The 14503-nt window shown below is 57.5% G+C and carries 14 protein-coding genes and 1 tRNA gene; 11 read left to right on the top strand and 4 right to left on the bottom strand.

Annotated features, from left to right (window positions below; genetic code table 11):
* Positions 1–34: 34 nt before the first annotated feature.
* From AC2FGB_RS06635 to speB, 9 genes are all read left to right on the top strand, one after another.
* On the top strand, positions 35–328 hold the full coding sequence (locus AC2FGB_RS06635; protein WP_142635828.1) for a (2Fe-2S)-binding protein: 294 nt from the start codon (positions 35–37) through the stop codon (positions 326–328).
* Positions 276–761, top strand: a complete 486-nt coding sequence (gene bfr / locus AC2FGB_RS06630) for a bacterioferritin (protein ID WP_142635826.1) — start codon at positions 276–278, stop codon at positions 759–761. The genes AC2FGB_RS06635 and bfr overlap by 53 nt, the downstream gene beginning before the upstream one ends.
* Complete coding sequence (locus tag AC2FGB_RS06625; RefSeq protein ID WP_281995321.1) at positions 721–2262, top strand: di-heme oxidoreductase family protein; 1542 nt, start codon at positions 721–723, stop codon at positions 2260–2262. The genes bfr and AC2FGB_RS06625 overlap by 41 nt, the downstream gene beginning before the upstream one ends.
* A complete protein-coding gene (locus AC2FGB_RS06620) occupies positions 2262–3272 on the top strand; it encodes an imelysin family protein (RefSeq protein WP_496693652.1) in 1011 nt (336 codons plus the stop codon). The genes AC2FGB_RS06625 and AC2FGB_RS06620 overlap by 1 nt, the downstream gene beginning before the upstream one ends.
* A 3-nt stretch (positions 3273–3275) precedes the next feature.
* Positions 3276–4358: a DUF1513 domain-containing protein gene (locus tag AC2FGB_RS06615; protein ID WP_496688807.1), complete on the top strand. Its 1083-nt coding sequence runs from the start codon at positions 3276–3278 to the stop codon at positions 4356–4358.
* A 99-nt stretch (positions 4359–4457) separates the two neighbouring features.
* Positions 4458–6347 (top strand): biosynthetic arginine decarboxylase, encoded by a 1890-nt coding sequence (speA, locus tag AC2FGB_RS06610; RefSeq protein ID WP_281972444.1) that lies wholly within the window; start codon positions 4458–4460, stop codon positions 6345–6347.
* A 21-nt stretch (positions 6348–6368) separates the two neighbouring features.
* Positions 6369–7592 carry a saccharopine dehydrogenase family protein gene (locus tag AC2FGB_RS06605; RefSeq protein WP_496688810.1) on the top strand — a complete coding sequence of 408 codons (1224 nt, stop codon included), beginning with the start codon at positions 6369–6371 and terminating at the stop codon, positions 7590–7592.
* An 87-nt stretch (positions 7593–7679) separates the two neighbouring features.
* Positions 7680–8849, top strand: a complete 1170-nt coding sequence (nspC, locus tag AC2FGB_RS06600) for a carboxynorspermidine decarboxylase (RefSeq protein WP_496693651.1) — start codon at positions 7680–7682, stop codon at positions 8847–8849.
* Positions 8846–9688, top strand: a complete 843-nt coding sequence (gene speB, locus AC2FGB_RS06595; protein WP_496693650.1) for an agmatinase — start codon at positions 8846–8848, stop codon at positions 9686–9688. The genes nspC and speB overlap by 4 nt, the downstream gene beginning before the upstream one ends.
* On the opposite strand, the gene AC2FGB_RS06590 is transcribed toward speB, so the two are convergent.
* The 3 genes from AC2FGB_RS06590 to AC2FGB_RS06580 form a co-directional block, all read right to left on the bottom strand.
* Entirely contained in the window at positions 9685–10275 is a 591-nt protein-coding gene (locus AC2FGB_RS06590; RefSeq protein ID WP_496693681.1) for an HD domain-containing protein, read from the bottom strand. The genes speB and AC2FGB_RS06590 overlap by 4 nt on opposite strands.
* A gap of 108 nt (positions 10276–10383) precedes the next feature.
* The gene (gene lptF / locus AC2FGB_RS06585; RefSeq protein WP_142635808.1) at positions 10384–11523 is read right to left on the bottom strand and encodes an LPS export ABC transporter permease LptF; all 1140 of its coding nucleotides are present in this window, start codon (positions 11521–11523) and stop codon (positions 10384–10386) included.
* Positions 11524–11685: 162 nt separating this feature from the next.
* Positions 11686–12168 (bottom strand): MarR family winged helix-turn-helix transcriptional regulator, encoded by a 483-nt coding sequence (locus tag AC2FGB_RS06580; RefSeq protein ID WP_281995324.1) that lies wholly within the window; start codon positions 12166–12168, stop codon positions 11686–11688.
* Positions 12169–12245: 77 nt separating this feature from the next.
* Here AC2FGB_RS06580 and AC2FGB_RS06575 point away from each other — a divergent pair, with 77 nt between their 5' ends.
* On the top strand, positions 12246–13127 hold the full coding sequence (locus AC2FGB_RS06575) for an EamA family transporter (protein WP_496693649.1): 882 nt from the start codon (positions 12246–12248) through the stop codon (positions 13125–13127).
* Positions 13128–13200: 73 nt separating this feature from the next.
* On the top strand, positions 13201–14220 hold the full coding sequence (locus AC2FGB_RS06570) for a hypothetical protein (RefSeq protein WP_496710097.1): 1020 nt from the start codon (positions 13201–13203) through the stop codon (positions 14218–14220).
* Positions 14221–14365: 145 nt separating this feature from the next.
* Here the strand turns inward: AC2FGB_RS06570 and AC2FGB_RS06565 are convergent.
* Positions 14366–14441, bottom strand: a tRNA-Trp gene (locus tag AC2FGB_RS06565).
* Between the last annotated feature and the right edge of the window lie 62 nt (positions 14442–14503).

The following is a 14503-nucleotide window of genomic DNA, read 5'->3' as shown; positions in this document are numbered from 1 at the left end:
ATATAGTCGGAATACAAACCAGAGCGCCACCTCCATGATCGTCTGCCATTGCACCAAGATCACAGACACCGAGATTCATGCCGCCATTGACTGGATGCGCGTTTCCGACCCTAGGGCAGTCATAACCCCTGGCAAGATCTATCATGCCCTTGGAAAATCAGCGGATTGTGGCGGATGCATGCCGCTTTTCCTAGACACCATGCGCGCCAGCGATAATCTGGAAGTCCCCATGCAGCTTTGTGCATTACGCACCAAGGCATCACAGGAGAGTGTAGATGAAGGGCGATCCCAAAGTCATAGAATACCTCAACAAATCTCTGCGGCATGAATTGACGGCAGTCAGCCAGTATTGGCTGCATTACCGTCTGCAAGAGGATTGGGGCCTGACCCACATGGCAAAGAAAAGCCGTGAGGAAAGCATCGAAGAGATGGGTCATGCCGACAAGCTGATCGAGCGCATAATCTTTCTGGAAGGTCACCCCAACCTGCAGAAACTGGACCCGCTTCGGATTGGACAGACCCCGAAGGAAACTCTGGAATGTGATTTGGCTGCCGAGAATGATGCGCGTGCCCTGTACGTTGAGGCCCGTGAATATTGTCGAGAGGCGGGTGACTACGTGACTATGTCTCTGTTCGAGAACCTGATCAGTGACGAAGAAGGCCATATCGACTTCCTCGAAACACAGCTTGATTTGTACGAAAGGATTGGCGAAGCCAATTATGCGCAACTTAACGCATCGAAAATGGACGAAGGCGAGTAAGCTCTCGCTTGTAGCGGTGGCTGCGATTGCAGCCACCCCGATCCTGTCCGCTGAACTGCAGGATCTGCATCTCAACTTCCAACCCAGAACCGAAGATGAAAAGGCCCGGATCGCGGATGTGATCGCCGCGCCCACGGATTTCGACGCCGCGCAACGGTTCGAGGACCTGCCCGCCGGTGCTGCAACCGTAAGGGCACGTCAGGACGCAGATGCATTTTCGCAACCTTCGGGCAATCTGAAATTCGAACAGGAACTGGATTTCAAGGTCGGCAACGGGCTGTTCAAGAAAATCTGGGTGTCTTCGCCTTCCTCGACCCTGGCCTCGGACGGTTTGGGGCCATTGTACAACGCGCGCTCTTGCCAACGATGTCACATTAAGGACGGGCGCGGCCACACACCAAATGGGCCCGATGACGGGGCCGTTTCGATGTTCCTTCGGGTCTCAATCCCCGGTGGCGGCGCAATCGATGAAATCGCGGACTACATCGCCACTCAGCCCGAACCCAATTACGGCGGGCAGATGCAGGATCTGGCCCTCGCGGGCCACCCCGCCGAGTACCGGCTGGACATCACCTATGAAGACCTTCCTGTCGCGCTATCAGACGGCGAAACGGTCATTCTCCGCAGCCCGACCTATACCGCGGCGGATCTTGGATATGGCCCGCTGCACCCCGAGGCGATGCTGAGCCCGCGCGTGGCTCCGCAGATGATCGGCCTGGGATTGCTTGAGGCAATTCCCGTGCAGGACCTGCTGGCCCAGGCCGACGCGGATGACGCGGATGGCGATGGTATTTCCGGCCGCCCCAACATCGTTTGGTCAACCGAATATGGTGAACCGATGATGGGCCGGTTCGGACACAAAGCCGGGATGCCCACGATAATGGAGCAGTCTGCTGCAGCTTTTGCAGGGGATATCGGCATCTCAAGCCCGCTTTACCCTGCTGGCTATGGGGAGTGTACGGAATTGCAGGTGGATTGCGTTGGCGCCCCCCATGGGGACAACGATGACCGTGTGTTTGAAATCGACCAACTGGGCATGGACCTCGTTGCGTTTTACAGCCGCAATCTGGGCGTACCCGCGCGGCGCGATATCGGTGACCCGCAGGTCCTGCACGGCAAGCAGGTATTCTTCGATACCGGCTGCGCCTCGTGCCACACGCCATCCTATGTCACCCACCGGATGGACGACCGGCCCGAGCACAGTTTTCAGCTGATCTGGCCCTATACGGATCTTCTGCTGCATGACATGGGCGATGGTCTGGCCGACAACCGACCCGAAGCACGCGCAACAGGCCGGGAATGGCGCACACCCCCGCTTTGGGGGATCGGCCTGACCGGGCAGGTCTCTGGCCACACACAATTTCTGCATGACGGGCGGGCGCAGTCGCTGTTGGAAGCTATTTTGTGGCACGGCGGAGAGGCACAATCGGCGCGCGACACCGTTGTGTCTATGCCAAAACCTGACCGCGACGCTTTGATCCGCTTTCTGGAGAGCCTCTGATGCGTGCCCTCGGCCTGGCCATTGCCCTTATTCTGCCCCTGTCAGCCTTGGCGCAAAATCCCAGCCAGATCCTGACAGATGTTGTTGAAGGGCACATTCTTCCCGGATACGCACAGCTATCTGACGCAACAGCTGCGCTGGATGCGGCCGCGCAGGCGGATTGCACAGCCGCTTCACTGAACCTTCGTGCAGCCTATCACCTGGCATTCGACCGCTGGGTCACGGTAAGCCACTTGCGCTTTGGCCCCTCCGAGGTCGATGACCGCGCATTTGCGATGGCATTCTGGCCAGACACAAAAGGGTTTACACCCAAAACCCTATCCGGCCTGATTGCCACCCAAGACGCGGTGGTTGAAACCCCCGAGGCTTATGCCGAGGCTTCGATCGCGGGACGCGGGTTTCTTGCACTTGAAATGATGCTATTCGACCCAGCCCTCGCGGATCAGGGCGACAGGGCCTATCGATGCGCTTTGATCCGGGCGATTGCTGCAGATATAAACCGCAATGCCAAGGCGATGGATCACGACTGGCGACCTTTCTCTGCCAACCTGACCATGCCCGGCGGAGACAGTCCTTACCGGTCTGCTGATGAGGCCATGCAGGAACTTTACAAAGCTCTGATCACCGGATTGGAATTCACTGCCGAAACACGCCTTGGACGCCCCATGGGCACCCTAGAGCGCCCCCGTCCCAATCGGGCCGAAGCGCGCAGGTCTGAACGGTCACTACGCCAGGTCGAACTGTCATTGATCACGCTGCGCGATCTGGCCACCGGGCTGTCCGCAGATCATCCGCAGATTGCCGCTGATTTGGATAATGCGTTCGACAAGGCTATCATCCGCACGCGTGAGTTAGACGACCTTACACTGGCCGGTGTCTCGACACCTTCGGGTCGGATACGGGTCGAAGCCTTGCAGCAGATGATTAACGACATCCGCACGATTGCAGCAACCGAGCTGGGCCCGACCTTGGGTATCAGTGCCGGATTCAATTCGCTGGACGGGGACTAAGCCATGACAAGCCGTCGACAATTCCTTGCGGGCCTGGCTGCAGCCAGCCTTGCCCCGACACAAGGTTGGTCGACTGTCGGCGCGCCGGATTTCCTGGCGGCGGCGCTGTTTCCGGACGGCACCTATCGGCTGGCGGGCCTGAGTTCTGAAGGCGGTATCTTATTCTCTCTCCCCCTGCCGGCGCGCGGCCATGCCGCTGCGGCGCATCCCTTGCGCGCGCAAGCCGTGGCTTTCGCCCGCCGCCCTGGCACCTTTGGCGTGGTGATCGATTGCAAGAGCGGAACCCAAACCGCACGGATGGATGCTCCCAAAGGCCGCCATTTCTATGGCCATGGCGTGTTTTCCCGGGATGGAACCCATCTGTTCACCACCGAAAACGACTATGAGGCCGGTGAGGGTGTGATTGGCGTCTGGGACTCGGAGGACTACACGCGGTTGGGCGAGTTTTCTTCGGGCGGAGTCGGGCCGCATGATATGCGGATCATGCCGGATGGGGAAACTCTGATCATCGCAAATGGCGGCATTGAAACACATCCTGAAATGGGCCGAACCAAGCTGAATCTGCCCATCATGCAACCGCGCCTAAGTTATCTGAGTCTGTCAGGCTCGGTCCTGGAACAGATAGAGCTGCCCCGGACACTGCATAAAAATTCGATCCGGCACCTTGCCGTTCGATCCGACGGTCTGGTTGGGTTTGCAATGCAATGGCAGGGCAACAGGTTAACCCAACCGCCTTTGCTGGGACTGCACAAAAGAGGCGAGGCTCCGCGCCTGCTTGCAGCCCCGGAATCGGTGCAAAGTGCCTTGCAGGGTTACGCTGGCAGCATTGCTTTTGCCGGGGACGGCAAAACCATCGCCATCACCTGCCCTCGCGGCAACAATTTGCTCCGGTTCGACAGCTTGACCGGTCGACTTAACGACACGACCCCGCTTGAGGATGTCTGCGGCCTGGGTGCCGGGCCTTCCGGTTTTGTCTTCACCACAGGCACCGGGCTGGTCGGAGCGCTTACTGCCAAGGCCCGCATTTCCGCCCGGCCGGATTGTCAGTGGGATAACCATCTGGTTCCCGTTGGTCTGCCTGTATAAATTCGGAAATACCCGTCACATAGATTACACTTGGACGAATCGAATTGCTGCCGTATTGGCGGGCGCGAAGCAGGCACCCTAGGTTAAGGACAGACTTGATTGAAACAGACGCCCGACGCACCGCATTCCATCTACGGGGTTGAGAAATGGGGCAAAGACCTCATCGAGGTGACGGAAGACGGCGAAATCGGTCTGCGCAATCCCCTTGCACCAGAGACTGCTGCTATCAGCCTGCCCGGTATTCTGCGTGATCTGGACGATCGCGGCATCAAGGCTCCGATGATCCTGCGCGTCAGCTCCTATCTGGAGCACGAGATTGTCCATATTAACGAAAGCTTTGCAGAGGCGATTGCCCGGGTTGGGTACAAAAGCAGCTATCGCGGTGTCTTTCCGATCAAGGTCAACCAACAGGCTCAGGTGGTCGACCGGATCGTCGAGTTTGGGAAGAAGTACAATTATGGCCTTGAGGCTGGCTCGAAACCGGAACTTGTGGTCGCGCTTGCCCATCGTCTGGCCAATGAGGCGCTGATCGTCTGCAACGGCGTCAAGGATGCCGAGTTTATCCAGCTGGCCATCCTCAGCCGCAAAATCGGGTTCAATACGGTGATCGTGCTGGAAAGCCCGAAAGAGGCCGACACGGTGATCGAAGTCTATAACCAACTGGGCATCGAACCGCTGATCGGCGTGCGGGTTAAACTGACCAACCAGATCAGCGGAAAATGGGAAGAAAGCTCGGGCGACCGTTCCGCCTTTGGCATGAACACCGATCAACTGGTCGCCACGGTGGACAAGCTGAAGGCCGCCGGATTGCTGCACTGCCTGAAGCTGCAGCACTCGCATCTTGGATCGCAGGTGCAGGACGTCAATGACGTGCGCCGCGCCGTGGGTGAGGCCTGCCGATACTATACCGAACTGACCCGCGAAGGCGTACCGCTGACCCATCTGGACCTGGGTGGCGGCATGGGCGTAGATTACACGGGCGAAAAGAAAGCCGCCGAAAACTCGATCAACTACACGGTAGAAGAATACTGCGCCAACGTGGTCGAAACCGTGGCCTATGCCATGGATGAAGCCGAGGTCAAGCACCCCACATTGGTCACCGAAAGCGGGCGCGCTATCGTTGCGACCTCATCCATGCTGGTGTTCAACGTGCTGGAAAGCACGCTTTATGACGCGCCAGACGGCCCTGAGGTCGAGGCGGATGATCATCACTTAGTCTCGGACCTTGCCGCCGTGCACGGATACCTCTCCAGCGACCGCCTTCAGGAATGCTGGAACGACGCCACTTTTTATCGCAACGAGCTGCGCGCCCTGTTCCGCCGCGGATATATCGACCTGCGCCAGATGGCGCGTGCCGAACGCATTTATCTGTCATTGATGGCCCGCCTCAAGGCGTTGGCTGCCAGTGATGAGCTCGACACGGATGTCGACGAACAGTTGGAAAAAGTGGCTGATATCTATCACTGCAACTTCTCACTGTTCCAATCGCTGCCCGACGTCTGGGCCATTGACCAGCTACACCCGATCGTGCCGCTGCAGGGTCTGAACGAAACGCCCGACCGCCGCGCGGTGCTGTCCGATATCACTTGCGACAGCGACGGCAAGATCGACCGGTTTATTCTGGCCGACGGTGTCTCGCCCAGCCTGCCAGTGCATTCCCTGCCCGAGAATGACGAATACTTCATGGGCGTCTTCTTTGTTGGTGCTTATCAGGAAACGCTGGGCGATCTGCACAACCTGTTCGGCGACACCAACGTGGTTACCATCGACCTGCGCTCCGATGGCGGTTTCGATCTGCTGCACGAGCAAGAGGGCGACACCATTGGTCAGGTCCTGTCCTATGTCGAGTTTGATCCGGCCGACTGTGTCGCCGCCTTCCGCAAAATGGTGGACGAGGCGATCTCGACCGGTACTCTGCTGGCCAAAGACCGCAAAACCCTGATGAGCGCATATCGCGACTCGATCAATGGCTACACCTATTACGAATAACCCCCGAGAGGAGATGACCCCATGGGAACTTTGAGTGGCAAAACGCTGGTTGTCGGCGCGGGCGGCGTCTCTCACGCTGCGGTGCACAAGATGGCGATGAATTCGGACATCTTCACTGAAATCACGCTGGCCAGCCGCACCAAGTCGAAATGCGACGCCATTGCCAAGGCCGTGAAAGAGCGTGTGGGCGTTGATATCGCTACTGCGGAGCTGGACGCTTATAAGGTCGCGGACACGGTCAAACTGATCAAGGACACCGGTGCCGAGGTCCTCGTGAACCTGGCCCTGCCCTATCAGGACCTCGTGCTGATGGACGCGTGCCTTGCGGCGGGCATCCACTACATCGACACCGCGAATTACGAGCCCGAGGACGAAGCCAAGTTCGAGTATCACTGGCAATGGGCCTATCAGGATCGGTTCAAACAGGCAGGACTGACCGCCATCCTCGGTTCGGGCTTTGATCCGGGCGTGACGTCTGTCTTTGCGACGTGGTTAAAGAAACACAAGTTGGATACGATCCGCCAGATCGACGTGCTGGACGCCAATGGTGGCAGCAACGATCAGGAATTCGCCACCAACTTCAACCCCGAGATCAACCTGCGCGAAGTGTTGGCCGAAGTGCGCCATTGGGAAGCTGGCGAATGGAAACACTCCCCCGCCATGACCCATAAGGTCGAGTTCGATTTCCCCGCCATCGGCCCCAAAAACATGTACCTGATGTATCACGAGGAACTGGAATCCCTTTCCACCCACTTCCCCGAAATTGAGCGCGCCCGCTTCTGGATGACCTTCGGCGACGCCTATATCACCCATGCCAAAGTGCTGGAAAATGTTGGCATGACCCGCATCGACCCGGTAATGCATGACGGCAAGGAAATCATCCCGATCCAGTTCCTGAAAACCCTGCTGCCTGATCCCGGCGATCTGGGTGCGGAAACCAAGGGCAAGGCCTGCATCGGCGACATCGCTACAGGTCAGGCCAAGGATGGTTCGGGTGAGAAAACATATTACATCTACAACATCTGTGACCACGAGGAATGCTACGCCGAGGTCGGCAGCCAGGCCGTCAGCTACACCACCGGTGTCCCCGCCATGATCGGTGCCGCGCAGGTGCTCAAAGGCAACTGGACGCAGCCAGGTGTGTGGAACATGGAACAGCTCGACCCGGATGATTTCATGGACATGCTAAACGCCCATGGCTTGCCATGGCAGGTCCACGAACTGGATGGCCCGGTCGAGTTCTGATCCGCCAAGCTTCATCTGGCCCTAAATACCTCGGGGGGTCCGGGGGGGCAGCGCCCCCCGCCCTCTCCAAATTCGGAGACGCCTGATATGTCCGACATGATGACCACCCAAGCAGGCGATGCCGGTGCCTTCCGCAATTTCGACCTAAACCGCGTGCCAACGCCTTGCTTTGTGGTTGACCAAAAGGCGGTTGAGCGCAATCTGGTGATCTTGTCCGACGTCGGTAGCAGGTCCGGCGCCCATGTCCTCGGTGCCCTCAAAGCGTTCTCAATGTTCTCGCTTGCTCCGCTGGTCCGCCAACATCTTGACGGTACCTGCGCCAGCGGTATCTATGAGGCGCGTTTAGGCCGCGAAGAATATGGCGGCGAAGTCGCCACTTACTGCGCCGGGTACAAAGACGCTGACATCGATGAAATCCTGTCGCTGTCCAACCATGTGATCTTCAACTCGCCCGCGCAAAAGAACCGGTTCCTAGCCAAGGCACAGGCAGCCAAAGTACAGGTCGGCCTGCGCATCAATCCGGAACATTCCGAAGGCGAGATACCCAAATATGACCCCTGCGCGCCCTGTTCGCGTCTGGGCACACCGGTCAGCCAACTAAGCCATGAAATCATGGTTGGTGTTGACGGCCTTCATATGCATACACTTTGCGAACAAGGGTTCGAGCCCTTGATGCGCACATGGGAAGCCGTTGCACCAAAACTCGCCCCGTTCCTGGGTCATCTCAAATGGCTGAACTTCGGCGGTGGCCACCATATCACCCGTGACGACTATGATCGTGATGGGTTGATCGCGTTCATCAAGGAGATCCGCGAAACCCATGACGTCGACGTCTATCTTGAACCCGGCGAGGCTGTGGCACTGGATGCGGGGATTCTGGTCGGTGAAATCCTTGACCTGCCGACCAATGGCATGGCCCTTGCGATCACCGACATCTCGGCCACATGCCACATGCCCGATGTGATCGAAGCCCCCTATCGCCCTGCCCTAATGGACGAGGCCGAGGCAGGGCATACCTACCGTCTGGGCGGCCCCTCCTGTCTGGCCGGGGATGTGATCGGCGACTATGCGTGGGACAAACCGCTGCAGATCGGCCAGCGTTTTGCCTTCCTCGATCAGGCGCATTATTCGATGGTCAAGACCAACACCTTCAACGGTGTCCCCCTGCCCACAATCGCCCTGTGGAACAGCGAAACCGGCGCGTTGAAAATTATCAAACAGTTCGGCTATGACGACTTTAAAGAGAGGCTCTCATGAGCGTTTTCCTCGACAGTGAACTGACCACATTGGAACGGACCGAAAACGCCCGGTTTCGTGTAATCCCAGTACCGCTGGAGCGCACGGTATCCTACGGCTCGGGTACAGCCGGTGGCCCGGCGGCGATCATAGAGGCCAGCAACGAGCTGGAGCGCATCACCGGCCTTGCCGAGCCCTGCACAGCGGGTATTTTCACCGAGGAACCTTTGAGCTGTGACGGCCCTATGCCTGCAGTGATGGAACGCCTTGCCCTGCGCACCGAAGCCGCCATTCGCGCTGGTAAAGTGCCGGTCACTCTGGGCGGTGAGCATTCGCTGAGCTACGGTGCGGTGATGGGTGTGGCCCGCGCGTTGAACCAACCGATCGGGATCGTCCAGATTGATGCGCATGCGGACCTGCGCGACACGTATCAGGGTGAAAAGCACAGCCATGCCTCGGTCATGCATCTACTGGCCGAAGAAGGCGTCCGACTGGCCCAATTCGGCGTCCGGGCCTTTTCGACCGAAGAGGCGCAGAGCCGGGTGAAGAACAACGTGTTCCACATTGATGCCGAGGAGCTGGTCACCGGCAACATCCACGCGGTCGATCTGCCCAAGGATTTCCCCGAACTGGTCTATGTCAGCTTTGATGTCGACGGGCTGGACCCTTCGCAAATGCCGGCCACAGGAACACCCGTGCCCGGCGGCTTGGGCTATTATCAGGCGCTACAACTGGTCGAGCATGCCCTTCGGGGGCGCAAATGCGTGGGGTTCGACGTGGTCGAACTCGCCCCGGACGGCAATGCCGCCTGGGACTTTACCGCCGCACAGATCGTTTACCGTCTGATGGCCGCCTGCTAACCTTCGGCGGTTTCGTTCAACTCCATATGCCCCTCGCCGCGGCTTAGGACACGGCGCAGCATCGGCTCGAAGAACTCCAACGGTTTGGTCGGGTAATCCGGATCGAACGCCTTTTGGTCGTATTCATGGCAGAAATAGCGGCAGTCCTCCCAATAAGGACTGTCGCGGTACTTGTCTCGGGCGTTGCGGTCTCCGCCCAGGTGGTGATTGTAGTAATAGCCCTGGAACACGCAGTGATGTTTGAGGATCCAATGGGTTTTCTCGCTGACATAGGGCTTCATCATCGCCGCTGACAGCTCTCCATGGTTATAGGGAGACAGGATATCGCCGGTGTCGTGGATCAGCGCTGCGACGACCAGCTCTTCTTCCGCCCCATCCTCATAGGCGCGCGTCGCGGCCTGCAGGCTGTGCTGATAGCGGTTCACGGGATAGGGCGTCCAATCCTCGTCCAGCGAACGGATCGCATCCAGTATCCTGTCCGGCAACGCGGCGTTATAGGCCTCTTCGTATTCCATAACGGCGTCCCAATCGGCCTTGGTCGCCTCTTCAAAGCTGGTCCAGGTGGGTTTGTGGGTTTTGTCCAGCATGGTCCGGTCCTTTTGACTGATCATCCAACCGCAGCCTAACGCAGAAAACCTGAGCGAAAAAACAAATTAGCTTGGCCGAAGAACATTGCGCCGAAATGCGCCGTAACTTCAGGCTTGGGACAATGCCCGCGAGTGTTTTCTTGCGCGCACGCGCAGAAGCGGACGACCTGCAATCAAAAGAAACAGGCACGAGATCAATATGCCCATGACAGCAGGCAAATAGAGCAATAGCCACAATTTCGGGTCTTCGATCACCAACGGGGACACAAAGCCGCGCATACCTTCCAAAAGGACCAGAATTATGAATGCTCCAAAAATCTGTGGCCACAGGCCAAATCTGGAAAAGCTGCCCAACATAAGGGTTGCATAGCCCGCCATCGCGACCGCGATACAAATGGTGATCCACGAAAATCGCTGATGCAGCTCGTCGATCAACGCGCCCTCAGTGAACCCTTCTGCTGCCGCAATCGCAGCCCGGTCGCGCAACAGCTCTGCGGTGGGAATGGCCTCGAGGCTTCGCTCGGCCGCGTTGTCAGTACTCGTCAATTCTGAGATGTCATAGGACGCGTCCTGAAACAGTGTAGACGACAGGGTACGTCCCTGCCGGTCCTGACGCAGGGCAACTCCGTCAACCATCACCAGATGAATGCCCGAGCCGTTATTGACCAGATAAGCTGTTTGGCTGGAATAGCTGACCGGGCTGGTTTTATCCCGCCGGTCCGAAACAAAAACTTCGCGCAAAGTCCCGTCCAGATCAATTCCCCCAATATAGACGGTCACGTCACTTGCAGGATGCAGGAATTCGCCTTCATTCAATAACTGCGCTGTGACGTCACCCGCCACTTCGGCCTGCCGTTTTTCCAGTAGATCGACCGAGGCCGGGCGCAGGAAAACACTGATCGAGGCCATCATCAGACCAGCAACAAGACCGAACAGAACCACAGCGCGAGCCAGCCGCCACGGGCTGGAGCCTGTGGCCAGCATCACCGTTAGCTCGCTTTCACGGCTCAGGCGGTTGGTGGCATAGACGGCCGCTGCGAACACGGCCATGGGCATCACCGTACGGATCAGCGTCGGCAAAGTAAGAGCGGTAAATTCAAGAAACACCATGGCCGATTGACCACCGCTGATGACACGGTCAAACAGGCTGACCGAGCGGGTGATCCAGAAAACCCCCACCAGAATCAGAGTGAAAAAGCCGAACAGAATCAGCAGTTGCCGCAGGAAATATCCATCGAAGCGCGACATGTATCCTCATCCGGCTACCTGAAATTCGTTTGGACAATATGCCAATCCCCTGACCGAGGAAACCGCATAGCCCAAGAATTATAGAATTTGAGCCGTGCGCACTAAAACGGCTTATGCCACATCGGAATTGGCACCCCGATCCAGAATGCTTACCTGCCCGGATCAGTCCAGCGTTTCAGACAACGATCTGAGCAGGTGATTGAGTTGATCGCGCTGTTGCAGGGACAAACCCTGAACCAGGCGCTGCTGAGTCTCTACATGATCCGAAACGGCGGCCTCAATCGCTTTGAATCCGTTTTGGGTAAGACGGATCAGGAAGCCCCGGCCATCCTCAGGGTTTTGCACTCTTTCGACCATCCCCGCCTTAACCAGTTGATCGACGCGATTCGTCATTGTGCCGGACGTCACCATTGTAAGCTCCAAAAGCTCGCCAGGTGAAAGACCCTCTGGCTTGCCAGACCTTCGCAACGTGGCAAGGACATCAAAGCTGGCAGCGTTCATGTCATGAAGAGCCCAAGTATGCTCCATCGCCCTTCGCAACTGAACCGCCAACCGCGTCAGTCGACCAACGGTTTCCATTGGCCCCACATCCAGGTCGGGCCGGGCACTGTTCCACTGCGCGATAATTTGCTCCACATGATCCATGAATTCTGGCTAGCCCAACTTTATCTTGACGTCAAGATTTTACAATATATCTTGACGTCAAGATAAAGGGATTCGCCATGAGACACCAAACCGACATCGCCCTAACTGCTGTTGCCCCTTTGATCTGGGGTAGCACTTATTATGTTACGACCGAATTTTTGCCCGTCGGATATCCGATCACGATGGCCGCGCTGCGTGCGCTGCCTGCCGGGCTGCTGCTTCTAGTTTTGTCCCGTCAACTTCCAAGGGGTCATTGGTGGGGCCGCATATTCATTCTAGGCGCGCTCAATTTCACCGTGTTCTGGACCCTGCTTTTCGTCGCGGCTTACAGGCTCCCCGGTGGGGTCGCAGCCACTGTCGGCGCGGTACAACCTCTTATTGTAGTCTTCCTGTCGGCATTTCTGCTGAACACCCCGGTTGGGCTGAGATCGGTCGGCGCAGCGCTGTTGGGGGTGATCGGCGTCGGGTGCCTTGTCCTCGGTACAGCTATCAATCTTGATACGGTTGGCCTGATCGCTGGACTGGGTGGCGCCCTTTCGATGGGAGCAGGAACTGTCCTGACGCGCAAATGGCAACCGCCAGTGCCGCTGCTGACATTTACCGCTTGGCAACTAACCGCCGGCGGGCTGATGCTGGTGCCGCTTGCACTGATGTTTGAGCCCGCCTTACCAGCGCTTGAAAAAAACAACCTTCTCGGAATTGGTTATCTGAGCGTCATCGGGGCTGCCCTGACCTATATCCTGTGGTTCCGAGGCCTCGCCCGGATCGAACCCTCTGCGGTCTCGGCACTTGGCTTTCTCAGCCCGCTATCCGCCGTAATGATTGGTTGGGTCATGCTTGGGCAAAACCTGACCTTTGTGCAGATCGCCGGTGTCTGTATTGTACTTCTGGCGGTCTGGCTGGGGCAAATGGGCAAACGTACCGGCCGTTCGATTGTCACCATCAGAAAGCCCGCCTGAAACTCCAGGCATCGATGTACGAGTTTTGTGCTAAACTGTGTGCTGTGCAACGCCCGGGCTAGAAAGGTATCACGTGTCAAAAAGCCGAGTAAAACCGCGCTATTTTGCCATCGCCCTGCTGCCGGTATGTGTTTTCGCAATCCATAAACTGATCCAGAACCAAATGATCGCCAATGAACTGGACGTTCCAGTAAACTTTGTGTTGAGCGGTAGCTCTTGGCAGGAAGCCGTTGGTCGATTTCGGTTTCTTGCCGCGTCCTGGTTCTTTTTATCGCTGGCCTTGTTGCCCGTGGCAGTCTTGTTCCGGACCCTGTCACGCCCGATCGAAAAAAACACCCGGATCGCGGCAATCGCGATTGTAGTCGCCATCGTGTTTCTGGCTCTCGTGCCGACCATTCGAAAGCATATGACCGACCAAAGCCCGCAGATTTACCACCAGATCGGCAAAGCCGTTTTTGAAACAGCATTGTCGCAAGGCACCTTGCCGGCATGTTCCGGTTCGGAAGATAGCTGGATGTTTGGGAAATGCGGGCAGGCCCCTGTTCTTTCGCTGTTCAACCGTATTCTGGACCTGGTGAATGCAATGGCCGGCCTTGCGATCGGGTCGTTGATTGTCGGAATGATATTGTGTCTTGGTCGGCATGAATCTCAGGACATCGAAGCAACCGCAGCTGAGCTGGCGCAAAACTTGCGGCAGATGCGGCAGCAGCTCTACCTGTCCAGTCTGGTGCTGACCTTCGGCATGTTCTTTGCCGCAAGCTGGATGTACTGGCCCTTGCCCATGATCGCTGAATCAGAAAGGGCCGCCTATAGCGCATTGCTCAACGCATCGGCCTTGTTCACCGGCACATATTTTTGCTTGCTAATGCTCAGCTACTTTCTTCCCGTGGCAGTCCTTCTGGACGGAAGAATTTCTAACCTCGCTTTGGCTGCCCGAAATCAGGGCGGCACAGACCAGACATTCGACATTGATGACTGGAGATCGTCGCATAAGCTGACAGAAGGAACAGGTGACATCATCCGCGCCGGCTTCGCCCTGACGGCCCCAATCTTGGCCGCTTTTGCCGGTGGCATATCACCGATTTTGGGTTAGACCGTGATTTGTTGAGCAACCAGAACGCGGTTTATCGCATCGGTCGAATGCTCTGCTGGTCCAAGTTGTAACAGCTAGGCTGCGCAAAGGGTCACGCATGTCCCATTCCGCCCAAGCTGGCACAAACTTCTGGCAATGGAGAGAATGGCAGGGGCAGCAGGGTTCGAACCCGCGACCTACGGTTTTGGAGACCGTCGCTCTACCAACTGAGCTATACCCCTAAGGTGCGCCTCAAATATGCTAGCCGCGCGGCGGACTCAAGAGGCTTTTTCAGATTCCTCCT

The organism is Ruegeria sp. CDSC021, assembly GCF_059610845.1.
Note: the sequence above shows the minus strand (reverse complement) of the source record. Positions and strands in the feature narration are given on the sequence as shown.